Here is a 23,659-nt window from a genome sequence, read left to right as displayed (position 1 = left end):
ATGCACCGCCGGGAGCACCATGAAAATTTTCCGACCAATCCTTGTCGCCGCACTGATGCTCACGCATCTGCCCGCTCACGCCACCAGCTTCGACTGCACCAGGGGACGCTCGCTCACCGAACGGATGATCTGCAACGACCCTGCGCTCTCGAAGCTCGATGACACGCTTGGCCAACTGTACTGGAAAGCGCGGCGACGGGTCATCAACCGTCGCGCCTTCCTCACTGACAGTGACAGCAAGTGGGCGTGGCGGGAAGCGAATTGCCGCGATGCGGCGTGTCTGGGGACGTGGTATGCGACGCGGATCGAGGAACTGCAGCGGCTGATCGAAAGTATCCGAACGGGAACCCAGGATGGTCCGGCCGAACCCGACACTCAACGTAAGGCGGTGATGCCCGCGCTACAGCAAACCGAAACCGCGATGCTTCGATGCACCGCGGCGGATCCCGGAATCGTCGTGAACGACCAGTGTTCCACTGTGATCAGGGAGAACAACAGTAAGTGGAAATATCAGCCGCACGGCGGCGACTGGTTCTGCGGACTGGCGATGCTCGCGCCGGCGGAAGTGCGATAGCGCTACCGGGCGCTCCAGAACCGCCGCTGAACCTCCATCACCTCACTCTCCACCTCGGGCACCGGGCCGATCACCTCGACGGGCTTCTGGCAGTGATCGAACACATACCGGCAATCCACGCTCATGGTGGGATTCTCGGAATGATCGCCGGTCGCCTCCAGCAAGCGCTTCTCGGTCATGCCAAACACGACGCGGCCGATATTGGCCCAGTACATCGTGCCGGCACACATGCAGCAAGGCTCGACTGACGTGTAGAGCGTGCAACTCCACAAATACTCCGGCGTGAAATTCAACGCCGCCACGCGAGCCAGGACCGACTCGGCGTGATTCACCGTATCGACATTGCCCTGCTCCATCAACACGGTCTCCTGATCCGGGCCGACCAGCACCGCGCCGAACGGATGGTGTCCCAGCAGCGTCGCCCGCTCGGCTACCCGGCTCGAATGCCGCAGATGCCGTACGACCTGCTCGTGCGTCGGCGTTAAACCCTGCGGCGGATAGGCCGGCGCCACTCCAGCGGCGCCGGCATCGGTCGGGACGGTAAGACTCACGGGCGATCTCCTTTAGTTTTTAATAATAGTTAGGCAAGCCAATCAATGCCTTACTTCGGCAGCGAACCGTCGACGCCTTGCACGAACCAGTTCAAACGCAGCAGCTCCGCATCGCTCAACGACTTGCCCGCGGCGACCTTCACCACACCGGACTGATCCGCGATCGGACCGGCAAACGGATTGAACTTGCCGGAGATGATGTCGTCACGCTTCTGGCTCAACGCCTTTTGCGCCGTCGGCGACACCGCATTCGTGTTGATGTTGGCCAGATCGATCGCCTTCTCTTTCAGCCCCCACCACACGGGCGAGTTATTCCACGAACCCGCCATCACCTGCTGCACCAGATGCGTGTAGTACACGCCCCAGTTGCTCACGCACGCGCCCAACTGCGCGTTCGGCCCGAACTTCTTCATATCGGAGTCCCAGCCGAATGCATGCACTTTCCTCTGCTCGGCTGTCTGCATCGTCGCCGTCGAATCGGTGTTCTGGATCAGCACGTCGGCGCCCTGGCCGATCAGCGTCTCGGCGGCCTGCTTTTCGAGGCCCGGGTCGAACCAGCTATTGATCCACACGACCTTCACGCGTGCATTCGGATTGACCGAGCGCGCACCCATCGTGAATGCGTTGATGTTGCGCACCACCTCCGGCACCGGCACCGAGCCGACAAAGCCGAGCGTGTTGGACTTCGTCGTATAGCCGGCGACCAGTCCGGCCAGGTAGGCGCTCTGGTAGGTCCGCACGTCATAGGTGGCGAAGTTGGCGGCCTTCTTGTAGCCGGTCGCATGTTCGAACACGGCGTCCGGGAAGTCCTTGGCGACCTTCAGCTCGAAATCCTGGAAGCCGAAACTCGAGCCGACCACGATCTTGTTGCCCTTAGACGCCAGATCGCGAAACACGCGCTCCGAATCCGCCGACTCCGGCACGTTCTCGACGCGCGTCACCTTGATCTTGTCGCCGAATTTCGCCTCGACCTCTTTCACGCCCTGCTCGTGCGCGTAGGTCCAGCCGGCGTCGCCCGGATTACCGAGGTAGACGAAGGCGATGCCGAGCGGCTGCGCAGTCGCGGCGGCTGCCGCTCCGGCACCGAGCGCGAGGGACGCGCCGAACGCTGCGGCAAGAACGGTCCGGACGGTTTTGATGCGCAATGAGTGATGCAGCACTCGCGCCAGCTTTGCTTTCATGAATTCTCCGAAGATGATTTCCAGGTGCCTGCCAAAGTGCCGGGACTGTCCCGGGCAAGGCTCCAGCATAGGGGGTCATATTCGAAGGTCAATTTCCGCGGAAAAATTATTTCTCGTTATCTCGCCCATAACGAAATCTGTATTTTGGTGGCAAAAACCTCAGTGAACGCGCGGCGGCGGGTCCGCCTGCTCTTCGCCGGGCGAATCGCCCTCACCGAACAAATCCGCGCACAAGCCCTGCCCGATCTCGCTCAGGCGCGCCGTTCCCGTGCCTTCCTCGTTGAACGTGGTGTCCACCAGGCCGCCGTCGACCAGCGCCGTTAACTGCCGTCGTAAGCCGCTCATCGGCACATCCGCCTGTTTAGAAAGCTTGGCGAGCGACCACGCGCCGCCAGGCGTCTCCAAATGCGCGCGCCACAACTGCGCCAGCACGGCTACCAGTACCGGATCGAGTTCCTCGTCTTCCATCGTGAATGTCTCCTCGCTTTTCTCAAGGCCGATCAGGCCATCTGCGCCACCAGTTCACCCAGCGTCTTCAATGCCGCCTCGGTCTGCGCCGTCCACGGATAGCTGTAATTGAGCCGGATGAAGTGGCGAAAATCGTCGCGCATCGAAAACATCATGCCTGGCCCGATCGTGATGCTGCGCGCGAGCGCCGCCTGATAGAGCCGCATCGAATCGACCCGTTCTGGCAACTCCACCCACAGCACGTACCCGCCTTGCGGCGCCGACATGCGCGTGCCCGCCGGAAAAAACCGCTGCACCATCGCCATCATGATGCTCGCCTGTTGCCGGTAGATCTTGCGCACGTGCCGCAGATGCCGGTCGTAGCCGTCCTGCTTCAGGTAATCGGCGACGGCGACTTGCGGCACCGAAGGCGTGGTCAGCGTGTTGAGAAACTTCAGCTTCTCGACCTGTGCGCGGTAGCGCCCCGGCATCGCCCAGCCGATCCGGTACGAAGCGGTGAGGCTCTTCGAAAACGACGCGCAATGCAGCACCAGCCCTTTGGTGTCGTAGTTCTTCAGCGTCGATGGACGCGCCTCGCCGAAGTACAACTCCTGATAGACATCGTTCTCGATGGCAGGAATCTCGTGCGCGGCGAGCAGTTCGACCAGTTGCTGCTTGCGCGCGTCCGGCATCTGGAAACCGAGCGGATTCTGGAAGTTCGGCATCACCATGCACGCGGCGATCTTCTGCCGCGCGATGACCTGGGCCAATGCCTCGATGTCGATGCCGTGGACCGGATGCGTCGCCACTTCGATGGCGCGCATGCCGAGACGCTCGATGGCGTGCAGCATCGCGTAGTAAGTCGGCGACTCGACGGCGACCGTGTCGCCCGGCTTGGCGACCGCCTGCAAGCTGAGGTTGATCGCCTCCGTCGCGCCGAGCGTGATGATGATTTCGTCGGGATCGACCGGCACGCCATTCTCGGCATAGCGCCGCGCGATCTGCCGGATCAGCTCGGGATTGCCGGGCGGCAGGTCGTCGATCAGATTCCAGCTCGCGTGACGCCGGGCGATCGCATTTGCGTACTGGTTGATGCGCCGCCACGGAAACAGCGACGGATCGGGATACGGTGAGCCGAGCGGAACGGCATCATGCGCGCGGATGCTGCGCAGGGTCGACAGCACGAGGCGGCTTACGTCGACCTCAGCGGCCACCGGCAGCGCCTGGGTTGCCGGCTGGCGGTTCAGACGCGGCTCGTCGAGCGCGGCCGCCGTCGCCACCGCATCGCGCACGAAATAGCCCGACTGCGGCCTGGTTTCGACAATCCCCCGGCTTTCCAGCAACGCGTATGCGTGCAACACGGTCTTGATGCTGACGCCGTGCTGCTGGCTCGCCTGCCGCACCGACGGAATCCGCTCGCCCGCCGCGAAGACGCCGCGGCGTACGGCTTCGGTCATTTCGTCGGCGAGTTTTTCGTACAGTTTCAAGGACCAGGCTCGAACAAAAACATGGGCGGGAACGCCAGTCTATGACAAATTTCCACCAACTGTACCCCTCTCCTTTCCGATTTTCTGTATGCTGCGCCGTTTTTGGAACACAGTAGGCTTTCATGCATCGGCATAAAGCCTCGTCCAAGCCACCTCCGGCGGCAAGATCATGAAGAAACCTGAAGCTCGCATCGAACCGTATACCCACCCCGCCGCTGGCTGGGGCGCGCTCAAATACGTCGCCATCAACCTCCTCAAGGAAAAGGTGACGGGCGGCGACTACCGCATGCTGCTCAAGCAGAATCAGCCGGACGGCTTCGACTGCCCGGGTTGCGCGTGGCCGGACCGCGAGCATGCGTCGACCTTCGAGTTCTGCGAAAACGGCGTCAAGGCTGTGGCGGCCGAGGCGACCAGCAAGCGCGTGACGCCGGCGTTCTTCGAGGAACATACGGTCGAAGAACTGATGGCGCAGTCGGATTTCGAGTTGGAACAACATGGCCGCCTGACCGACCCGCTCGTCTATGACGCCGTGCGCGACCGTTACGTGCCGATCGGCTGGGACGAAGCATTCGACCTCATTGCCGACCACCTGAAACGCCTCGACGATCCGGACAGCGCCGCCTTCTACACGTCGGGGCGCGCCAGCAACGAAGCCGCCTTCCTGTACCAGTTGTTCGTGCGCATGTACGGCACCAACAATTTCCCCGATTGCTCGAACATGTGCCACGAAGCCACCAGCCGCGGCTTGCCGCACACGGTCGGCATCGGCAAAGGCACAGTCACGCTCGACGACTTCGAACACGCCGATACGCTGCTGATCTTCGGCCAGAATCCGGCGACCAACCATCCGCGCATGCTCGGCGAACTGCGTGAATGCGCGAAGCGCGGCGCGACCATCGTGTCGATCAATCCGCTGAAGGAACGAGGCCTCGAACGCTTTGCCAGCCCGCAGCATCCGGTGGAAATGATCACGATGGGCAGCACGAAGATCAGCTCCGTATTCATCCGCCCAAAGGTGGGCGGCGATTTCGCCTTGATCAAGGGCGTTGCCAAACGCGTGATCGAACTCGACGACGAAGCGTTGGCCTCGGGTCTGGAACGCGTGCTCGACGTCGCGTTCATCGCCGAACACACGGTCGGCTTCGATGCGTTCGCCGACGATTTGCGTGCCGAAAGCTGGGACACGATCGTCGCCGAATCGGGTGTGCCGTTTGAAGACGTACTGAAGCTTGCCGACATCTACGTGAAGGGCCGTGCAGTGATTTCGACGTGGGGCATGGGCCTCACGCAGCACAAGAACTCCGTGCCGACGGTGCAGATCCTGTCGAACCTGATGATGATGCGCGGCAATATCGGCCGCCGCGGCGCGGGCTTGTGCCCGGTGCGCGGACACTCGAATGTGCAGGGCGACCGCACGGTCGGCATCGAAGAACGGCCGACTCAGGCGTTTCTCGATCGGCTCGGCGAAGTCTACGATTTCGAACCGCCGCGTGAGCATGGTCTCGACGTCGTCAACACGATCCAGGCGATGCTCGACGGCAAGGTGAAGGTGTTTATCGGCCTCGGCGGCAACTTCTCGATCGCGACGCCGGACACGCCGCGCACATGGGAAGCGATGCGCTCGTGCGAACTGACCGTCCACATCACGACCAAACTGAACCGCAGCCACCTCATACATGGCCGCGACGCGCTGATTCTGCCGACGCTCGGACGCACCGAAATCGATCTGCAGAATGGTGTGGCGCAAGGCGTGAGCGTCGAGGATTCGATGAGCATGGTGCACATCTCGTACGGCATGAACAAGCCGGCCTCGGAGAATCTGTTGTCGGAGATTGCCATCGTCGCGCGCATGGCGCACGCCACGCTCGGCAGCGCCAAGGTCGATTGGCTCGCGCAGGCAGCAGACTACGCGTTGATTCGCGACGGCATTGCGCAGGTGATCGACGGCTTCCAGAACTACAACGAGCGTCTCAAGAACCCCGGCGGTTTTCACCTGGGTGTGGCGTCGCGCGAGCGGATCTGGAAGACGCCAAGCGGCAAGGCGCAGTTCCTCGTGCATGCGATTGACGTCGACACGCCGATTCATCAGGCGCGCGCCGAGCATGGCGAACGGCTGATGACCTTGATGACGACGCGTTCACACGACCAGTACAACACGACGATTTACGGCCTCGACGACCGTTATCGCGGCGTATATGGGCAGCGGCGCGTACTGTTCGCCAACAAGGACGATCTCGCGATGCTGGGTTTCGTTGCGGGCCAGCGTGTGGATATCAAGAGCGTGTGGGCCGATGGAATCGAGCGTCACGCGGCTGGGTTCCTGCTGGTGGAATACGACATTCCGCGTGGGTGTCTTGGCGCTTACTATCCGGAGACGAATCCGCTGGTGCCGCTCTCTTCGGTTGCCGATGGCGCGGGGACGCCGACTTCGAAGTCGATTCCGGTGTTGTTGACGGCGTCGGCGGTTGAGACGGTTGAAGCAGCCGAAGCGGTTGCCGCTTGACCGCTGACCGTTGCCATCGTTTGCGAGTTTCGCGGGATTCTGATCATCAGTGAATCCCGAAGCTCGAGGCTTAACGCTCAGGTCTGAGCCTTCTTCAGATCGCGGTGCGTGAGATACAAGCGCAGATCGAATTCAATCTGGTGGTAGCCCGGTTGCATGAACTCGCAGAGGCGGTAGAACGCCTTGTTGTGGTCGCTTTCTTTCAAGTGAGCGAGTTCGTGCACGACGATCATTTTCAGGAATTCCGGCGCGGCGTCCCTGAATAGCGAGGCGATGCGGATTTCTTTTTTTGCCTTCAGTTTGCCGCCCTGCACACGCGAGATGCTCGTATGCAGGCCGAGTGCGTGGCGCACAACGTCGAGCTTGCTATCGTAAGTGACTTTGTCGATTTGCGCGCCGTTGCGAAGGTGTTCGCGCTTGAGCTCCGCGCAGTACTCGTACAGGGCCCGGTCTGTTTGCACTTGGTGCGTGTCGGGGTACCGCTTCGCGAGGTAAGGGCCTAGTTGTTCGTCGGCTATCAGTTTTTTGACTTTTTCCTGTAGCCCGGCTGGGTAGCCTGTCAGGTATTTCAGGTGTTGCATGATGGTGTTCTTTGCGAATGGCGACGGCACGGGAGTTGCATGCCTCGCGGCGGAGACAGCGGGACGCGGATTTTCGTTGGGTCGAATTCAACCGCGATTGTCTTCGCAGTCCGTCCACAACCGCAGCGGATCCCGGTGAAGCGGATGCTGCTTGTCGAGCCACGCCGACAGCCGGGTCCAATCGGGGTGGTTGGTCCCGGTCTGCGCAGACCATGTCGACGACCTCTCGAGAATCTGTCCGTTCTCGCGATCACGGACAAGCAAACTGCCAAGACCGCTCGAACTGTTCTCCTGCGTTTCGACCCGATACCGTGGCAGGAGTCTCACTTCAGCATCCCCTGCCCAGCCGTACACGGCCCGGACCACGCCGGTTGCGTCCTTTAACTCCACTGCGCCGCTGGCCGGCCGAATGGCCGCCCAGCCTTCAGGAAATTCCGCGACGACCTCATTGCCGCTTTCCCGGACCCATTTCATACGCCAGGCCCGCTCCATCGCATCGCGCACGTGCGACACCGACTCGTACCCCGGAGGCAACTCGATCGCTGCAGGCAAGGTAACGAGGTTATCTTTCCAAAGCTTTGCCTCGCCACGATCACGTCGATCGGTTGTTCTGGATACTTCTTCTCCAAACGGGTTATCAGGCCGGCTAGCGAGACGGGCGCCGCTTTGCTGCAGGTCGGGGAAAAGACCGTCGGCATCCCGGCGCGTTAGTTTTGGTTTTCCGTTTCTCATGGTGTCTCGCTGAAAGGCGCTCTCAAGAGCGACCAATTTACATTAAACATGGCGACGCTCTTTGCAACGGCGCAATTATCCGGGCCGCGGCGGCCGCCAGTTCGATATGTTTCGCCTCGAGGGCAAGCAGGAAGGCGCGCCGCCTTGCACGTCGATTTGCGGTCTTTGCGAATGATTTTCGAGGACACCGTGACCGTGCGCAGCGACAGCACCGCTACGCCAAGGTCCGCCTGACCGAGTGTGCGCGGTCAAACGTGCGGCAGGTCGTCAATACATTTTTCGACGTGCTCGCCGGGGACATCAGTGTCAATCCCGTCATGGCCGTCGGTGTGAGCGACAGACACGATTTTTGGCCCCAGAAACCGTATGCCGCCGAGCGTAAAAAGGGACCAAACAGCATTCCCCCGACGGATCGTGGCCACGACTTCGGCCACCTCGACAATCGACGTGGGGGACAACCAATCACGCGTCGCCGGGTCGACGGGAGCCCAACGCACATGGGTAATCCTGTCGTTCGTCGGATTGATGCGAATGGCGTCTATAGCAAACGTGGCCATATCTGCCTCCATCATTCTGCCAAAGGAATTCCACTATTATGCGCTGCTTCTTTTTCTGGTTCACCAGCCAATTTCCTCGCCGGATCGTCTGCGACGGCGACGCGGCGCGCCTCGAGCGCAATTCCCCGCGGAAGGTGTTCGGCAGCGTTGTCTTCAGTCAGACTGATCTTGACGCGAGACCCCGTCGTCGCTCTGGACAAGCTTCGGGCGCCCGGTCGCGTCTGGACCTGTATCCACCAGCTTGTTGCGGTAGTCACAGGCGGGACAGAGGAAAAAGAATCCTTGTTCATCCAGTTCCGGCTCGACGCGATCGAAGTCGAACGAGACATTGCAGTTTCGACAGGTCCACATAGCGGCCTCCGTCGGTATCTTCGAGGAATCCTCGTATGAAGGATACTATCCGCAAGCCGACCCTCTGGCGCAAGATAATCAGTGCTGCCCCGCGTTCAGGAGCATCCAGATCTGTCGCGTGGGCGCACCTGCGAGAATGCGTGCAAACACGGCGCCGCACCGCACGCACGTGTAGTGCTCTTCTGCTCGCGTATCCTTCACGGTGCCGACGCCGTTAGGCGTCAGGTCGTCATGCGGAGCCGCAGTAGCCGACTGCCCGTAGAGATCAGCGCATCGTGCGCATGGTTGAATCCAGAGTTGCATTTTGAACAACTAGAGCAGTGATCAGCCGTTGCTGACAACCGAGCCGCCTTCGACCATCAGGTCGACACGCCGCTTTCCTTCTACATACCCAGCCTCGCGGGCCGCTTCTTCGCTGCCGAAGGTGGCGACAAGTTCCTGGAAGCGAATGCTCTGCCCGGCGAGGTGGGCATCGGAACCGTGGCGACAGATGTACGCCGAGTAGTGCCACAAGGTGGTTGGGGCCGGTGGACCGTATGCAAGGATCGGAAGGACCCAGACTTCATATCCGTTGTGTTCGATCTTGTCCCACATAGCTACCTCCATCGTGATCTTCGAGGAATCGTAGCATGTCATACCTGACGACACGGATCTCGCTGGCAAGCACGGCATGCGTCCCAACGCCGCTATTTTGTTGACACTCGCAGTCAGACTTCACTCATACAGAGCCAAATATTCATGCAGCGACTGAAGGACAGCGGCGCCCTCTCCGACAGCAGCCGCGACCCTCTTCACCGAACCACTGCGAACGTCACCAACTGCAAAGATGCCTGGCCGGCTCGTCTCCAGAAATCGAGGCGGACGATCCGGCGGACACGCCTTAAGTGCATCGGTGCCGGTGAGCACGAAGCCGTTCTTGTCCAGCGCAACACAATCGCCGAGCCAGCCGGTACTGGGCTGCGCACCGAGAAACAGGAAGACGTGCCGGATCGGTTTCTGTTCGATCTCCCCTTGCCGGTCCCATTTGACCGATTCAAGCCGCTCCTCGCCGTACAGCTCCACGACTTGGGTCCGCTGATGAACGGTAATGTTGGACGCCGCATCGATCCGTCGGATCAGATAATTCGACATGCTCGCATTGAGTCCGTCACCGCGAATCACGATGTGAACATGCCGCGCAAATCCCGCGAGGAAGACCGCTGCCTGACCGGCTGAATTTCCGCCACCAACGATAATCAATTCTTCGTTGGCACAAAACGCGGCTTCCATGAACGTTGCGCTGTAGTAAACGCCGCGCCCCTCGAAATTCTCCAGGCGGTCCAGCGACGGTTTCCGATAACGCGCGCCAGTAGCAATGACGACGGCGCTGGCATATACGTGCTCGTCGTAATTGAGCCGAATGTGAAAAGGCGGTGCGTCCTGGCAATCGATGCCGAGCGCTTCAATGGGTACGCCGACCTCGGCACCGAATTTCCGGCATTGCGACAGGCCGCGCCCGGCAAGCGCTTGACCCGAGATGCCCGTTGGAAACCCGAAGTAATTTTCTATCTTTGAACTGGTACCCGCCTGGCCACCCGGCGCCTTGGTGTCGAGGACCGCGACCTTCAAGCCTTCGGAGGCCGCGTATACCGCGGCCGCAAGACCTGCCGGTCCGGCGCCCACCACGACCACATCGAACCGCTCGCCATTCAGCTTGTCGGGACTGAGACCGATTGCATCGGCCACGGCGCGGTGGGTCGGGCACTTCAGAACGTGACCTTGTAGCGTGATGACCACTGGTATATCAGCTTCTGTCGCGCCATTGCGTTCGAGAAGCGCCTGCGCTTCCTGATGCTCGACGATATCGAAGTAGGCCGATGGCTGACCGTTGCGGCTCAGAAAATGCCGAAGACGGAACGTGGCCGCGGACGCCGAACTGCCAATGACCAGAATACCCCCGCTCTGGTCCTGAATAAAAGCGACCCGGCGCAGGATGAACGCGCGCATGATTGTTTCGCTTAATTCAGCTTCCGCGATGACGAGCGCGCGCAGCGATTCCTCGTCGATAACGATCACTTCGCAATCACTGGTGGCGCGCGCCGTGGCCACCGCGGCGCGGCCGGCAAGCGTTCCGACCTCACCTGTGAAGCTGCCTGGACCGTGCCTGCCCAGCACATGGAGACCGTCTCCTGAGCCTCTCGTCGCCTCGATAGTCCCTGAGACGATGGCGAACATGGGAATGTGCCGGTCGCCTTCGGAGAACAGCACATCGCCCGTGTTCAGCCTGCGTCGCTCACCGTACCTCTCCAATAGTGCAAACTGTCTTTCATTCAGCGTTGGAAAAATCTGGTGGTGGCGGCTGCCGCCTGACACCAATTCTCCAACTCCGCCCGACGATTTATCGCTCATGGAGAGATTCCAAATGAGTGGGCACGGATTGTGACCCGGGTGAGCACCTTGAGGGCACGAATAATCAAAAGGACTGGAGACTGCGAACTGCAATATCCGTGCTGATTGTGTACCTGAATTTCGGTCGCAGTAAAGTGCGCGAGACGCGGTGGCTCGCCCGCACGCTGGATGGTAATGGCAGTGCGCCTATTCGAAAAGCCTTGAAGCGGCTGGTCCCTGCCGCTTCGTGAATCGTTATGTGTCTGCGGTCTAACGGGCCAGCGTTGCCGCCGATTCGATTGTTGCCGCGTCCTTCTCAGCTTTGGCGACGCGACCGGGGTTTACGCGGACGGCCTCCCCGCTCTGGTTCAGAAGGGATCACGTACGGCTCGAGCTCCATCAGGATCTCGTCGAGCCTGATACGTAGTTCCTTTGGCACTTGCGCCATCATCTCGGCATAGGCCTCGGGTGTTACCTGGCGCATGGCCTCGATTTTTTTCAAGCCAGCAGGTGTCAATTCAACACACTTCTGCCTGCGATCCTCGGCCGCCTCCCGACGATCCACCACGCCTTCCCGATACAGTCCGTCGACCATACGACTGGCCGCAGCATGACTCAGGCCAGTTGCCTCGGCCAGTTCAGCAATGGTCTGCGAATCGTGGTGATGGAGATGGAACAGAGAGATGACACGCGCGAAGGTCACGTCGCCGCTTAACATCGTCGACTCAAGGGTTTACAGAATTTCCGGAAATCGAGCGGGATACAACTTGGTACGGGGACCGCATGTGATCGAAGCCGCTATGTGCGTCAGCGAAGAGACTTTAGCGCGGTAAGGTAAGCGGTGCGCTCGGCCGTGACCAATCGGCGACCTTCAACTTGCGGGCGGAGGATCTGTTCGAAGAATAGTCGTTCGTCCACTGTGAACTGCGTCGCGAGAATGTCGCCGAGCCGCGGAGCCCAAGGGTGCGGCGAGCTGCCAAGCAGCACGTCCCAGGAGGTGACCGCGGCGGGACGTACATCAATGTGAAACTCCATATGAATATCCGCGAACCCCGCATCTAAAGCGAAGCGGACCAGATCGCGTTCGCCGTAGTTGGCAATCGGATTCGCAGAAATTTTTTCGTCAGTATCGGGAAACTGAGCGGATTTCCAGCGATGCAGCAGGTGGAAGAAGTTGTCCCCTGCTTTCTCGGGCAGACCTTCAACGATTTTCCGCAGCGAGCTTGCCTCGATTGCATCGTCGCGCATAATCGGTTCGGCGATCGACAGCCGGCCACCGGGCCTGAGAATCCGATGAAATTCCCGCAGGGCGACCATCTTGTCCGGGACATACGCGAGAACGGCCCGTGTCGTGACTGCATCGACAGTGCCAGCCTCAATGCCATCGAGCGATTCGGCGGAGCATTGGATGAAGACGCACTGATCCTGGATGTTCCGCTGAACTGCGAGTGCTTCAGTGTGACGAAGCAGAGGTGCCGAAATATCCGTCATAAGCACGCGCAGCGATGGGCCTATGCGGTCGATCGCGCTTAAACCGATCAGCCCATCGCCGGTACCGATGTCGGCGAGCGTCATGCCAGGGGTAAGCCTCGCGCCGGCCAGAACGCGGTCCACATGGTGTTTGAGTTCGACATGGAGGGCTCGTTCGTGCGTTGGATCATCTCCGTGCCGGATATGTAACAGCCAATCGGACCACACATCGGATTGGGGCTGGGAGTCGGAGCTATTCATGTCGAAGGACGAATGTCGATTGGATAACGAGGTGTGTCGAATGACCAAAGACTCGAACCTCATCCCGGATCAGCCGACCAGCAGTTGGGCGGCATCGCCGTCGGCGAATGAATGTAAGGGACGTTACCTTATGAGAACCTGAGGGACTTGCTATCAGAGCGGGAAACCACGCAGGAATGTCTGGCGTCGGACTGTGAATAGACAAAGAGGTCCGCGCTATGAGAGGCTTCGCATCACGTCGACCCGACGGCGAGGCGATCCGCGCCCGGTGACGTTGACCGTATCACCCGGCCTCCGCTGAAAGTGGGTTGGGAAGTCGCCGTTCCAGCACGGCGATCCTTCAAGAAAACGAGAGCTAGAACGTGAGTGAGTGGGAAGCCGGCAGCATTGATGGTATTGCGTACACGTATGGCTATTGCGACGAACTGGATCCGCTGCGCCTTAGACTTCCGTTACTACAGTCGGGATTCGCCCCTCCGGCCCTGCGTACCGCCTGCGAACTGGGATTCGGCCACGGCGTCAGCGTGAATATCCACGCAGCCGGGTCAGCTACAAGATGGTTCGGTACTGACTTCAACCCGTCTCATGCGAGCTTTGCACGGCAATTGACACAGTGCGCCGGATCGCAGGCAAGCTTGTTCGCCGAAAGCTTCGCAGAATTTTGCAGGCGAGACGAATTGCCGAAATTTGATTTCATTGGCATGCACGGCATCTGGAGCTGGATTTCCGACGAAAACCGTGCGCTCATTGCCGATTTCATACGACGCAAACTCAATGACGGCGGCGTCGTGTATATGAGCTATAACACCCAGCCCGGGTGGGCCACGATGTTGCCCGTGCGCGAATTGATGAACTGTCATTTCCAGGCGAGCGCGAGGTTGAATGCCCACGGCGGCGTGCCCGCCGAAACGCAAGTCCAGACGCACATTGCAGCGGCGTTAGACTTCGTAAAGACCGTGGTTGCGACGCAACCCGGCTACGCAGTGGTCAACCCGCAGCTGGCTGAACGTGTCGACGCATTGTGCAACGAGAACACGCACTACCTCGCGCATGAATATTTCAATCGTGACTGGCAGCCCATGACTTTCTCGCAGGTCACATCATCGCTTGCCGCGAGCGGTTTGACCTATGGCTGTTCTGCGGACTATCGCGATCACGTCGACGAGATCAATCTCAACCCAGCTCAACGCGCCTTGTTGGTGGGCATTCCGGATACCGCTTTACGGGAGACCGTACGAGACTTTTGCATCAACCGGTCGATGCGGCGAGATTATTGGGTCAAAGGGAGCCGGACGCTCGGTGACGAGGTGCAGCAGACGGCGCTGCGCGCGCATCGCGTCATGCTGGCGCTGCCGAGGGCTGCGGTCTTGCTGAAGGTGCGCGGAGCGCTGGGAGAAGCGACGCTACCGGAAAGCTCATATGGTCCGATTCTCGACGCGCTTGCCAGCCATCACCCCGCACGTCTCTCCGATATCGAAAACAGCGTCCGCGGACGTGGGATTACACTCCCCCTCATCGTCAAGGCCGTGACATTGTTAGTGGGGGCCGGCGTGTTGCTGAATGTACAGGACGAGGCGCACGTTAATCTGGCTCGTCCGTCGTCGGACAGGCTGAACGCCGCCATTTGCGAGCAGGCGCTCCAGCATGGGGACGTACAATTTCTGGTCAGTCCCGTGTCCGGATCGGGTGTTTTGATTCCCCGTGTGCCACAGCTCTTCCTGTTGGCAAGGCGACGTCATTTAAGGGAACCCACACAGTGGGCCGAATTCGCCGAAGCTGCTTTGCACAGGAACCCCACGCCGGCTCACGCCATGGAAGGAGTTTCCGTTAGCCCGCTGAACACCCGCGACGATCTGATTGCGAAAGCGAATCGCTTTGCTGAAATACATCTACCCATATTGCAGGCACTGGGAATCGCTTGAGGAAGAGATACGGTCGGCAAGCGGATGGCGCTACCTCCATGACCGCGTCCGCTCCAGGGGACAATCGCGCGTTCGGCCAACGCAATCGCCGCAGAATTGCTTACGGCGACCACGTCATCCTGCAATCAACGCGCGGCCGTTACTGCTGGTCGTCTGTCGATACAAAGGCCATGCCGTGCGGACTTACCAAATTGGTCACCAGAGGAAGGAGTGCTCCGCTACGCAGATCAAGTTGGCCGACATAAGCCGGCACCGCCGGCGTGCTACTTGTAGCGGCCACGCCCGTTGATGCGGAGAACGCCGCGTCGCGCTGCCAGACATTGGCACTAATCTTGTACACCACGTTCGCCTTCGTATCGGACACCAGCAGGTAGCCCCGTCGCGCAGTGGCGAATACCGTGTCGTCCACCTGCACGTTGCCGAGAAGCGGCAGATATTGCACTCGCGGTTCGTCGCCCGACGAGCGCAACAAGACAAGCTGACCATCTCCCTGATCATCGAGCAGTACATCACCCGACGGCGTCAGCGTCATTGAATCCGGATCGGTCAGGGTCAGGTTCGCCACCGTGCCAAACGGAATGTTGCTGGCGTCCAATGTGCCGCGCATTACCGGAGTGACGTCGATTGTGTAGGTGCTCGCATCAAGGTGCACAACGCGGACAATCGCGGGCCCCATATTCTTGCCGCTACTGTTAAGGGTGGGATTGGACGCGCTGAAGTAGGCCTGGCCGTCCTTGAACACGATGTCATCGTAACCGCCGCCGTGCAGCGTCTTGCCAAAGGAATACGGTTTGGATGCCTGGCCGGTCGAGGGATTAATGATGACGAGGTTTGGATTCGCATCCTCATTCTGCATCGCCCAGATCTCGCGAGTATACGGATTGATCTTCAGGCCATCGTTGTGTCCCGGGACTTGATAAGTCTTCACGACACTGCCGTCTTGCGCGTATTCAACAATCACGCTCATCGCGCCGTTCGAGCCATCTGGTGCGCCGTTATTCGCATAGCCAACCCAAACGTGACCATCGAGCACGGCCAGTGAATCCGGTGCGCTCATCAACCCGCCGGAACCCGCCGCGAACACGGTTATGCTAAAACCCGGAGTGACTAACGGCTTCGCCGCCGTTTGTGCGTTGGCGCCGCCAGCCGCGAAACTGAAGGCGGTGAACGCTAGTGCGGTGCAACTAAAAATGCGGCTTACTGCGTAAGCAGATCGAATGCTGGGCATGTTCGTCTCCGAAAACAGGTATGCGATCGGGAAAGGCAGAGGCACCGGCATATGCCAGGCACCCGGTAATGAAACGAAATATATGGAAACATGCGCGCATGACTGAACGGTGACGGCGCGTAAAACTACGCCGACTGGTATGCCTCCAGGCGTCTGCAAAGTTCGTCGCTATTAGTGTTCTTGCTGCCAGTCTGTGCCGAATGCGGGCGAGAACCGTTTGGCATTTTTACCTCTCCTTAAGAGATCCTTAAGAAGATGGAAAGTTTGAAAAAATATACTGCTCAAGCACTCCGAATCGAGGCCGATAGACAGAACGCAGTACACACGTATTTTCTCTATCGGGAGATTGGGATGTCCATTCAGGCAATCGGTCAAAACGCCGCACAAGCAGCGGCTTCATCCGCCGCGTCTACCTCGAGTTCAGCGTCTAGCGCCCCGGCATCGGGCACGAGCGCCTCTTCGGCTACGGGGTCGAGCACCAGCACGCCCGCGTCGTCCGCTTCGTCAGCGTCGTCGTATACGGTCAACATCAGCAGCGCCGCACGTGCTTTGTTGGCCGAAGCAAGCGAGACGTCGGTTCAAACCGCGCAGGAAGCAGGAAAGGGCGATCAACAGGCGCAACGCCTGCTCGCCAAGGAGGCCGCAGCCAAAGTGCACTAACGCACTCAGGAAGTTCAGCCGGAGGGTAAGGACCGCCGCGCCGGATCGGCGGCGGTCCCGCAGAATTGGAATGCGTGCCGAGACGACACGCTGAGCAGGGTGAGCGCGCCGGCAGTCAAGCACCGGCCGCTATGCACCGCGTTGCGCGCCGTCGGCGCTCAACCTACCGGTTCACGCTCGAGCATGCCGCCTTTCGCGCGCCGTTTCGCCAGCCAATGGGACAGACGATCGAACCACAGATGCACCACCGGCGTCGTGAAAAGCGTCAGCATCTGCGAAACGATCAGGCCGCCGACAATCGCAATACCCAGCGGGACACGCAATTCCGCCCCCGCGCCGTGGCCGAGCGCGAGCGGCAGGGCGCCAAACAGCGCGGCGAGCGTCGTCATCATGATCGGCCGGAAGCGCAGTACGCACGCCTGACGGATCGCCTCGCGCGGCGATAAGCCTTGCTCACGCTCGGCCACAAGCGCGAAATCGATCATCATGATGGCGTTTTTCTTCACGATACCAATCAGCAGAATGATGCCGATCATCCCCATGATCGAGAGATCCTGGCCGCACAGCATCAGCGCCAGCAACGCGCCCACACCCGCCGAGGGCAGCGTCGAAATAATGGTGAGCGGATGAATCGCGCTTTCGTACAGAATGCCGAGAATCAGATACACCACCACCAGCGCCGCGGCGATCAGATACGGTTCGCTCGCGAGCGACGCCTGAAACGCCTGCGCCGTGCCCTGGAACGAGCCCGTCAAACTGTCGGGTTTGCCTGCCGCGACTTCGGCCTGGCGAATCGCCGTCACGGCATTGCCGAGCGATTGCCCCGGCGCCAGATTGAACGAGATCGTCACGGCCGGGAACAACCCCTGGTGATTCACGGAAATCGGCGAGACGTTGTTTTCGATCTTTGCGAGCGTGTTGAGCGGCACCAGTTCATTCGTCAGCGGCGAACGCACGTAGAGGTGCGCGAGCGCATCGGTGGTCAACTGGAAGCCCGGATCGACTTCTTCGACAACGTGGTACTGGTTCAACTGTGTGAACAGCGTCGCGATCTGCCGTTGACCGAACGCGTCGTATAGCGTGTCGTCGATGGCTTGAGCAGTAATACCGAAACGCGAAGCCGTGCTGCGGTCGATCACGAGCGTAGCGCTGGTGGCTGCCGCTTGCTGATCCGAAGTGACGTCGGCGAGTTGCGGGAGCTTCGACAGCTTATCGGTTAGTACGCCCGCCCAATGATTAAGTTCATTGATATCGGGGTCCTGAAGCGTGTACTGATACTGCGCGGCGCTGATGCGGCCGCCCACCTGAATATCCTGGCGGACCTGCATCGACAAGGAAATGCCCATCACCTTCGCCAGTTGCGGTTTCAGGCGATTGAGCACCTGCGCGGCGCTGTCCTTGCGCTGACCGAACGCTTTCAGGTTGATCATCACGCGGCCCTGGCTCACGGTCGGATTTGCACCCATCCAGTAGTAGACGTTATCGACGGCGGGATCGGCTTCGATAATATTGCCCAGTTGCTGCATTTTCAAAGACATCGCGCGCGGGGAAATATCCGGCGCGGCCTGCGCGACACCCATGATCAAACCGGAGTCTTCCTGCGGGAAGAAGCCCTTCGGGATCACGACGAACAGCGCGATAGTCGCGACGATCGTCGCGATCGTCACGCCAAGCATCAGTTTCGGCCAATTCAACACCCAATCGAGACCTCGCTCGTAACGCCGCTCCACCGCGACAAAGCCTCGTTCGAGCCAGGCTTCAAGCTTGCGCATCCGCCCTGTGTCATCCGGCTCAGGCGAGCGGATCAGCCAGCCGCATAGCATCGGCGTGACGGTCAGCGAGACCAGCGCCGACATCAGGATCGCCGCGCTCACTGTCACCGCGAATTCGCGGAACAGGCGTCCGACAATGCCGCCCATCAACAGGATCGGAATGAACACCGCGATCAGCGAGATCGTCATCGAGATAATGGTGAAGCGCACTTCCATCACGCCGAGCAGCGCGGCTTTCATGCGCGGCACGCCTTCCTCGACATGCCGCATCACGTTTTCGATCACGACGATCGCATCGTCCACCACGAAACCCACCGCGATGGTCAACCCCATCAGCGACAGATTGTCGAGGCTATAGCCGAGCAGATACATCACGCCGAACGTAGCGACCAGCGACAAAGGAATCGTCAGGCTCGGAATGATCGTCGCCCACACGTTGCGCAGAAACGAGAAGATGACCATCACGACCAGCGCGACCGTCAGCATCAGCGTGAACTGCACGTCGTGCACCGACGCATTGATGGTTTGCGTGCGATCGCCCACGACATGCAGATGCGCGGCGGCGGGCAGCGTCGCTTCCAGCGCAGGCAGCTTCGCCTTGATGTTGGCAATCGTCTGCACGACGTTGTAGCCAGGCTGCTTGTGAATATCGAGGATGATCGCGCGTTCGTGCTGAAGCCACGCGGCCTGCTGGTTGTCTTCGGCGGCGTTCAGAACGGTGCCGAGATCCGATACGCGAATCGGCGCGCCGTTCTTGTACGCGATCACAAGATCGCGATACTCGGAGGCGGTCGTGATCTGGTCGGTGGCGTTGAAAATCACCGAGCGATCCGGGCCGTTCAGGCTGCCCTTGGGTGCATTCACCGTCTGCACGCCGACGATCGAGCGCACATCTTCCAGCGTGAGGCCACGCGCGGTGAGCTTGTCGGGATCGAGCTGGATGCGTACGGCAGGCCGCTGCTGGCCGTGAAAATCGACCAGGCCGACGCCGGGCATCTGCGAGATCTGCTGCGCCAGATAGTCTTCGGCGTAGCTGTCGAGTTGCGTGAGCGTGAGCGAAGGCGACGTCAGCGCGAGTGACAGCAAGGTGAAGTCGGCCGGGTTGACCTTTTCATAGGTCGGCGGGTTCGGCAGATTCTTCGGCAAGGTGCCGCCGGCCGCGTTGATCGCCGTCTGCACGTCCTGCGCCGCGCCGTTGATATCGCGCGACAAGTCGAATTGCACCGCGATGTTGGTCGTGCCCAGCGAGCTCGACGACGTCATCTGCGTGATGCCCGCGATCAGCGAGAGTTGTCGTTCGAGTGGCGTCGCTACCGAAGTCGCCATGGTCTCGGCGCTCGCACCCGGCAACTTCGCCACGACCTGAATGGTCGGAAAGTCGACTTGTGGCAAGGGCGCGACCGGCAGCAGGAAATACGCCACCGCGCCCGCCAGCAGCACCGCGATAGCAAGAAAACTGGTCGCAATGCGCCGTTTGATGAACCGTTCCATCAGGCTCATGACGGATTGTCCTGGTTGGCCTGGCTGCCCGTCGAGTCTGCGTTGACCGGTGCCTGGGCTACTGTCGGCACCGTGGTCGCCGCCACGCGCACGCCTGGGTTCAAGCGGCTTTGTCCATCAAACACGACCAAATCCTTAAGGGCGACACCGCTGCGAATTTCCGTCATTCCGTCGACCGTCACGCCGATTTTCACCGGACGCATCTGCGCCGTGCCATTCGCGTTGATCACGTATAACTGCGTGCCGTTCTGCGTGTTCACCACCGCGCGGCTCGGCACGGCGACCCGCTGCGTATCGGTACGCAACAGCACGCGCGCATTCACCAGCTCGCCCGGCCACAGCTTGCGATCCCTGTTGGTGAAGGAGGCCTTGAGTTTGATCTGACCGGTGGTGGGATCGACCGTACTATCGATGAACACGAGCGTGCCGTCGGCGAGCGCGGTGCTGCCGGAACGCGTGGTCACGTTCACCGCCAACGGCGCGGCCGCCTGATTCGCTAGCAGGTCGGGGAGCACGTCTTGCGGCACGGAGAACAGCACGGTAATCGGCTCCATTTGCGTGACGGTGACGATACCGGTCGTGTCGGTGGGATGCACGATCGCGCCGATGTCGGCTTCGCGCGCGCCCACACGGCCTGTGAACGGCGCGAAGAGCATGGTGAAGCTCAGTTGCAGGCGATCGCTCTGCACCAGCGCTGCATCTGCAGCGACCGTGGCGGCGAGCGCTTCGACTTGCGCCTTCGCGGTGTCCACGGCCTGGGTGGTCGCCGCGCCAATGCCGACGAGCTTCGAGTAACGCGCGAGATCGAGCCTCGCGTTATCAAGCGAGGCCTGGTCCTTGCGTTGCGCCGCTTCCGCCTGATGCAATTGCGCAGTGAGCGGTCCCTGGTCGAGTTGCGCGAGCAACTGCCCTGCCTTCACATCCTGCCCTTCAGTGAAAGCCACGCGCTGCAACTGGCCGTCCACACGCACTTTGACGTCCACAGTATTGAGTGCGAGGACCGTACCCACTGCGACCACGCGAATCGGAAAATCGCTGATCACCGGATGACCCGCGTTGACCGGCACCGCAGCCACGGGCTTCACAGCCGGATGCTTCGGCCATAACCACGCGCCAAGAATCAAGGCAAGGACAACGCACGCCACCGCGAGCGGCGCGCGACGGCGCGCCCGGGGCGCCTCGTGATTCGGAATATCAGCAGGGTTCATGAGCGGGAAGGCGTAGGAGTGGAAGCGGTGCCGCTATCGGTGACACCGAAGCCGCCGCCGAACGCGCGAAACAGGCTCACCGACGCTTGGAGGCGCGCGAGCCGCGCCTGCACCAGTGTGTCTTCGGCTTGATAGAGCGTGCGTTGGGCGTCGAGTACGGTCAGAAAGTCGACGGTGCCGAGCTTGTATTGGGCTTGCGCGAGCGTGGCGGCTTTGCGGGCAGCGTCAGCGGCGGTCTGGTCGGCGGCTTCCGCGAGCTGCTGCTGTTGCGCCGCCGAGAGCGAATCCTCGACGTCCTGCAGCGCAGTCACCACGGCCTGCCGGTAATCGGCGACGCCCTTGGCTTCGGCGGCCTGGCTTGCGTGCAACTGACCGTGCAGCGCGCCGCCGTCGAACAGCGGCGCGGCCAGCGACGTGGCGAGGCTCGCAAACGGACTCGACAGAAAATGCGAAAGGGACTTGCTGCTGAGCCCGCCGTCGGCGGTCAGCACGATGTTCGGCAGAAAGGCCGCGCGTGCCGCGCCGACGCTCTCATTAGCCGACTGCAACTGCGCTTCCTTCGAGCGGATATCGGGGCGCGTTTCCAGCAGGCTGGCCGGCAGATTCGGACGCGGCTGGGGAATGGCGATTCCGGCGAGCGCGGTGTCGTTGACCGTGAACTGCTCAGGCGCGGTGCCCACCAGCACGGCGAGCGCATGGATGTTGGTGTCCAGTTGCTGTTGCAGCGCCGGGACCGCCGCCTGGAAGGTGGCGAGCGCATTGCGCTGCTGCTGGACCTGCAGCTCGGTTGCAACGCCCGCCTCCTGTTGCGCGAGCAACAGTTGCAGAATGTGCGCGGCATCGTCGGAAATGGACCGTGCGATCGCCAGACGGCGGCGCAGGCTCTGCACCTGGAAATACGTGTCCGCCACCGATGCGGTCAGCGTCAACGCCACTGTATCGCGATCGAACTCGGATGCGCGCGCGAGCAGGTCCGCCGCGCTGGCGTTAGCGGCGTTAAAGCCCCAGAAGTCGACCTCGTAACTGGCTTCGGCGAACAGGCTTTGGGTTTTGGTGGTCGAGCCACGCCCCTGGTGAGCGCGGTCGAAGGTGGCGCCGAGCGAGAGCGACGGATACTGCGGCGCGCCGGCTTTCTCGGCGTTGCCGCGCGCCTGTTCGACGCTCGCAATCGCGGACGCCAGCGTGAAGTTGTTGCGCAGACTGCGATCGACCAGCGCATCGAGCGCGGGGTCGTGATATTCGCGCCACCAGCCGCTCCTGACGGGAACGGTATCGGCGAGCGAAGCATTCGCCGCGCCGTCGAAGCGCTGCGCGAGCGGCGCACCCGGCCGCTGATAGGCCGGCACGAGCGAGCACCCGGCCAGAACCGCGACGCCGAGTGCGCATGCGGCACATGCGGCAGCACGCAGGGCCCGATGAGGCGCACGAGGACTGACGACGCGCGAAAACGGCGCCGGACGGGACAGCCCTGACATTGGAGAACACTCCGGCAACATGGGAATGTCGCCAGAGTAGTCAGCGGGTCCTGTCGGCGCTTTCGCCCAATAATGAAAAAAATTTAATGCGCCGCAACACGCCGTCGGAGCGCGTATCCATGTCGCCGCAAAGCACCTGCTAAGGTGCCGGGTTCAGCACATAACCCGCACCCACCACGGTATGAATCAGCGCCACCGGAAAATCGCGATCCACCTTCGCCCGCAAGCGATGCATGTGCATATCGATGATATTGCCGCGCGGTTCGAAATCGTAATTCCACGCTGCCTCGAGCAGCATGCTGCGCGTGACGACCTGCCCTTCGCGTCGCGCCAGACATTCGAGCAACAGGAATTCGCGGTGCTGCAGGCGTAGATCGCGGCCGCCGCGCGTCGCGGTTCGCGCCCGCGTGTCGAGCATCAGATCCGCGCATTCGAGCCTCTCGCTCATCCTGCTGCGATCTGCGCGCCGTGCAAGCGCCTCGATTCTCGCCAGCACTTCGACGAAGGCATACGGCTTCACAAGATAGTCGTCGCAACCGGCGCGGATGCCCTCCACGCGCTCGTTCAGCCCGCCGACCGCGGACAGCATCAGCACCGGCGTGGTATCGCCGCCTGCGCGCAATTGCTGCACGAGGGCGATGCCATCGAGCGCCGGCAAAAGCCGATCAGTCACAATCACGTCGTAGATGCCCTCGCGCGCGTACGCGAGACCGGTCGCACCGTCGGCCACCGCGTCGACAATGAGACCGCTCTCGCTCAACCCGCGCGCCAGAAAATGGCTGGCGCGCGTATCGTCTTCGATCAGAAGGACTCGCATGCGCTAATCAAGGCA

At 61.0% G+C, this 23,659-nt stretch carries 21 protein-coding genes; 3 read left to right on the top strand and 18 right to left on the bottom strand.

Going from position 1 to position 23,659, the window contains the following annotated elements:
* Window positions 1-19: 19 nt before the first annotated feature.
* Window positions 20-574, top strand: coding sequence for a lysozyme inhibitor LprI family protein (locus tag FSO04_RS22670; RefSeq protein WP_154562676.1), 555 nt, complete (start codon window positions 20-22; stop codon window positions 572-574).
* Window positions 575-576: 2 nt separating this feature from the next.
* On the opposite strand, the gene FSO04_RS22665 is transcribed toward FSO04_RS22670, so the two are convergent.
* The 4 genes from FSO04_RS22665 to FSO04_RS22650 all read right to left on the bottom strand — a co-directional run bounded on the left by FSO04_RS22665 (window position 577) and on the right by FSO04_RS22650 (window position 4,240).
* Window positions 577-1,125 (bottom strand): nucleoside deaminase, encoded by a 549-nt coding sequence (locus FSO04_RS22665; protein WP_168435793.1) that lies wholly within the window; start codon window positions 1,123-1,125, stop codon window positions 577-579.
* A gap of 50 nt (window positions 1,126-1,175) precedes the next feature.
* The gene (locus FSO04_RS22660; RefSeq protein WP_154562674.1) at window positions 1,176-2,306 is read right to left on the bottom strand and encodes a BMP family ABC transporter substrate-binding protein; all 1,131 of its coding nucleotides are present in this window, start codon (window positions 2,304-2,306) and stop codon (window positions 1,176-1,178) included.
* A 159-nt stretch (window positions 2,307-2,465) separates the two neighbouring features.
* Window positions 2,466-2,774 carry a helix-turn-helix domain-containing protein gene (locus tag FSO04_RS22655; RefSeq protein WP_154562672.1) on the bottom strand — a complete coding sequence of 103 codons (309 nt, stop codon included), beginning with the start codon at window positions 2,772-2,774 and terminating at the stop codon, window positions 2,466-2,468.
* 32 nt (window positions 2,775-2,806) lie between these two features.
* Window positions 2,807-4,240 carry an aminotransferase-like domain-containing protein gene (locus FSO04_RS22650; protein WP_154562670.1) on the bottom strand — a complete coding sequence of 478 codons (1,434 nt, stop codon included), beginning with the start codon at window positions 4,238-4,240 and terminating at the stop codon, window positions 2,807-2,809.
* A gap of 169 nt (window positions 4,241-4,409) precedes the next feature.
* Between FSO04_RS22650 and FSO04_RS22645 the strand changes: the two genes are divergently transcribed.
* A complete protein-coding gene (locus FSO04_RS22645; protein ID WP_154562668.1) occupies window positions 4,410-6,743 on the top strand; it encodes an FdhF/YdeP family oxidoreductase in 2,334 nt (777 codons plus the stop codon).
* A 77-nt stretch (window positions 6,744-6,820) separates the two neighbouring features.
* On the opposite strand, the gene FSO04_RS22640 is transcribed toward FSO04_RS22645, so the two are convergent.
* The 8 genes from FSO04_RS22640 to FSO04_RS22610 form a co-directional block, all read right to left on the bottom strand.
* Window positions 6,821-7,324: a M48 metallopeptidase family protein gene (locus tag FSO04_RS22640; protein WP_154562666.1), complete on the bottom strand. Its 504-nt coding sequence runs from the start codon at window positions 7,322-7,324 to the stop codon at window positions 6,821-6,823.
* An 87-nt stretch (window positions 7,325-7,411) separates the two neighbouring features.
* Complete coding sequence (locus FSO04_RS22635; protein WP_154562703.1) at window positions 7,412-8,056, bottom strand: hypothetical protein; 645 nt, start codon at window positions 8,054-8,056, stop codon at window positions 7,412-7,414.
* A 248-nt stretch (window positions 8,057-8,304) separates the two neighbouring features.
* The gene (locus tag FSO04_RS22630) at window positions 8,305-8,613 is read right to left on the bottom strand and encodes a hypothetical protein (RefSeq protein ID WP_154562664.1); all 309 of its coding nucleotides are present in this window, start codon (window positions 8,611-8,613) and stop codon (window positions 8,305-8,307) included.
* Between the two features lie 153 nt (window positions 8,614-8,766).
* Complete coding sequence (locus tag FSO04_RS47090; RefSeq protein ID WP_199203055.1) at window positions 8,767-8,964, bottom strand: hypothetical protein; 198 nt, start codon at window positions 8,962-8,964, stop codon at window positions 8,767-8,769.
* A gap of 324 nt (window positions 8,965-9,288) precedes the next feature.
* Window positions 9,289-9,558, bottom strand: a complete 270-nt coding sequence (locus tag FSO04_RS22625) for a hypothetical protein (RefSeq protein WP_154562662.1) — start codon at window positions 9,556-9,558, stop codon at window positions 9,289-9,291.
* A gap of 120 nt (window positions 9,559-9,678) precedes the next feature.
* Window positions 9,679-11,352 carry an FAD-dependent oxidoreductase gene (locus FSO04_RS22620; RefSeq protein ID WP_154562660.1) on the bottom strand — a complete coding sequence of 558 codons (1,674 nt, stop codon included), beginning with the start codon at window positions 11,350-11,352 and terminating at the stop codon, window positions 9,679-9,681.
* 295 nt (window positions 11,353-11,647) lie between these two features.
* A complete protein-coding gene (locus tag FSO04_RS22615; protein ID WP_154562658.1) occupies window positions 11,648-12,049 on the bottom strand; it encodes a MarR family winged helix-turn-helix transcriptional regulator in 402 nt (133 codons plus the stop codon).
* An 89-nt stretch (window positions 12,050-12,138) separates the two neighbouring features.
* Window positions 12,139-13,062, bottom strand: a complete 924-nt coding sequence (locus FSO04_RS22610) for a class I SAM-dependent methyltransferase (RefSeq protein WP_166618233.1) — start codon at window positions 13,060-13,062, stop codon at window positions 12,139-12,141.
* A gap of 362 nt (window positions 13,063-13,424) precedes the next feature.
* Here FSO04_RS22610 and FSO04_RS22605 point away from each other — a divergent pair, with 362 nt between their 5' ends.
* A complete protein-coding gene (locus FSO04_RS22605) occupies window positions 13,425-14,984 on the top strand; it encodes a class I SAM-dependent methyltransferase (protein ID WP_168435792.1) in 1,560 nt (519 codons plus the stop codon).
* A 139-nt stretch (window positions 14,985-15,123) separates the two neighbouring features.
* Here the strand turns inward: FSO04_RS22605 and FSO04_RS22600 are convergent, their stop codons facing one another.
* The 6 genes from FSO04_RS22600 to FSO04_RS22575 form a co-directional block, all read right to left on the bottom strand.
* On the bottom strand, window positions 15,124-16,212 hold the full coding sequence (locus FSO04_RS22600; RefSeq protein ID WP_154562654.1) for a hypothetical protein: 1,089 nt from the start codon (window positions 16,210-16,212) through the stop codon (window positions 15,124-15,126).
* Between the two features lie 371 nt (window positions 16,213-16,583).
* Window positions 16,584-16,742: a hypothetical protein gene (locus FSO04_RS22595; RefSeq protein WP_154562652.1), complete on the bottom strand. Its 159-nt coding sequence runs from the start codon at window positions 16,740-16,742 to the stop codon at window positions 16,584-16,586.
* Window positions 16,743-17,030: 288 nt separating this feature from the next.
* Window positions 17,031-20,144 carry an efflux RND transporter permease subunit gene (locus FSO04_RS22590; protein WP_154562650.1) on the bottom strand — a complete coding sequence of 1,038 codons (3,114 nt, stop codon included), beginning with the start codon at window positions 20,142-20,144 and terminating at the stop codon, window positions 17,031-17,033.
* Window positions 20,141-21,352 carry an efflux RND transporter periplasmic adaptor subunit gene (locus FSO04_RS22585; RefSeq protein ID WP_154562648.1) on the bottom strand — a complete coding sequence of 404 codons (1,212 nt, stop codon included), beginning with the start codon at window positions 21,350-21,352 and terminating at the stop codon, window positions 20,141-20,143. The genes FSO04_RS22590 and FSO04_RS22585 overlap by 4 nt, the downstream gene beginning before the upstream one ends.
* On the bottom strand, window positions 21,349-22,827 hold the full coding sequence (locus tag FSO04_RS22580; RefSeq protein WP_166618232.1) for an efflux transporter outer membrane subunit: 1,479 nt from the start codon (window positions 22,825-22,827) through the stop codon (window positions 21,349-21,351). Before FSO04_RS22580 ends, FSO04_RS22585 begins: the two co-directional genes overlap by 4 nt.
* A 139-nt stretch (window positions 22,828-22,966) precedes the next feature.
* A complete protein-coding gene (locus FSO04_RS22575) occupies window positions 22,967-23,644 on the bottom strand; it encodes a response regulator transcription factor (RefSeq protein WP_154562644.1) in 678 nt (225 codons plus the stop codon).
* Between the last annotated feature and the right edge of the window lie 15 nt (window positions 23,645-23,659).

This window comes from Paraburkholderia madseniana (assembly GCF_009690905.1).
In the GTDB taxonomy this organism is placed as follows: Bacteria; Pseudomonadota; Gammaproteobacteria; order Burkholderiales; family Burkholderiaceae; genus Paraburkholderia; species Paraburkholderia madseniana.
This window is presented reverse-complemented; position numbering and strand designations above follow the sequence as displayed.

Excerpts from the sequence above, each read along its gene's own strand:
- FSO04_RS22670 (WP_154562676.1), top strand. The coding sequence starts at position 20 with ATGAAAATTTTCCGACCAATCCTTGTCGCCGCACTGATGCTCACGCAT.
- FSO04_RS22660 (WP_154562674.1), bottom strand. The coding sequence starts at position 2,306 with ATGAAAGCAAAGCTGGCGCGAGTGCTGCATCACTCATTGCGCATCAAA.
- FSO04_RS22655 (WP_154562672.1), bottom strand. The coding sequence starts at position 2,774 with ATGGAAGACGAGGAACTCGATCCGGTACTGGTAGCCGTGCTGGCGCAG.
- FSO04_RS22645 (WP_154562668.1), top strand. The coding sequence starts at position 4,410 with ATGAAGAAACCTGAAGCTCGCATCGAACCGTATACCCACCCCGCCGCT.
- FSO04_RS22640 (WP_154562666.1), bottom strand. The coding sequence starts at position 7,324 with ATGCAACACCTGAAATACCTGACAGGCTACCCAGCCGGGCTACAGGAA.
- FSO04_RS22635 (WP_154562703.1), bottom strand. The coding sequence starts at position 8,056 with ATGAGAAACGGAAAACCAAAACTAACGCGCCGGGATGCCGACGGTCTT.
- FSO04_RS22630 (WP_154562664.1), bottom strand. The coding sequence starts at position 8,613 with ATGGCCACGTTTGCTATAGACGCCATTCGCATCAATCCGACGAACGAC.
- FSO04_RS47090 (WP_199203055.1), bottom strand. The coding sequence starts at position 8,964 with ATGTGGACCTGTCGAAACTGCAATGTCTCGTTCGACTTCGATCGCGTC.
- FSO04_RS22625 (WP_154562662.1), bottom strand. The coding sequence starts at position 9,558 with ATGTGGGACAAGATCGAACACAACGGATATGAAGTCTGGGTCCTTCCG.
- FSO04_RS22620 (WP_154562660.1), bottom strand. The coding sequence starts at position 11,352 with ATGAGCGATAAATCGTCGGGCGGAGTTGGAGAATTGGTGTCAGGCGGC.
- FSO04_RS22615 (WP_154562658.1), bottom strand. The coding sequence starts at position 12,049 with ATGTTAAGCGGCGACGTGACCTTCGCGCGTGTCATCTCTCTGTTCCAT.
- FSO04_RS22610 (WP_166618233.1), bottom strand. The coding sequence starts at position 13,062 with ATGAATAGCTCCGACTCCCAGCCCCAATCCGATGTGTGGTCCGATTGG.
- FSO04_RS22600 (WP_154562654.1), bottom strand. The coding sequence starts at position 16,212 with ATGCCCAGCATTCGATCTGCTTACGCAGTAAGCCGCATTTTTAGTTGC.
- FSO04_RS22595 (WP_154562652.1), bottom strand. The coding sequence starts at position 16,742 with ATGTTGACCGTATACGACGACGCTGACGAAGCGGACGACGCGGGCGTG.
- FSO04_RS22590 (WP_154562650.1), bottom strand. The coding sequence starts at position 20,144 with ATGAGCCTGATGGAACGGTTCATCAAACGGCGCATTGCGACCAGTTTT.
- FSO04_RS22585 (WP_154562648.1), bottom strand. The coding sequence starts at position 21,352 with ATGAACCCTGCTGATATTCCGAATCACGAGGCGCCCCGGGCGCGCCGT.
- FSO04_RS22580 (WP_166618232.1), bottom strand. The coding sequence starts at position 22,827 with ATGTCAGGGCTGTCCCGTCCGGCGCCGTTTTCGCGCGTCGTCAGTCCT.
- FSO04_RS22575 (WP_154562644.1), bottom strand. The coding sequence starts at position 23,644 with ATGCGAGTCCTTCTGATCGAAGACGATACGCGCGCCAGCCATTTTCTG.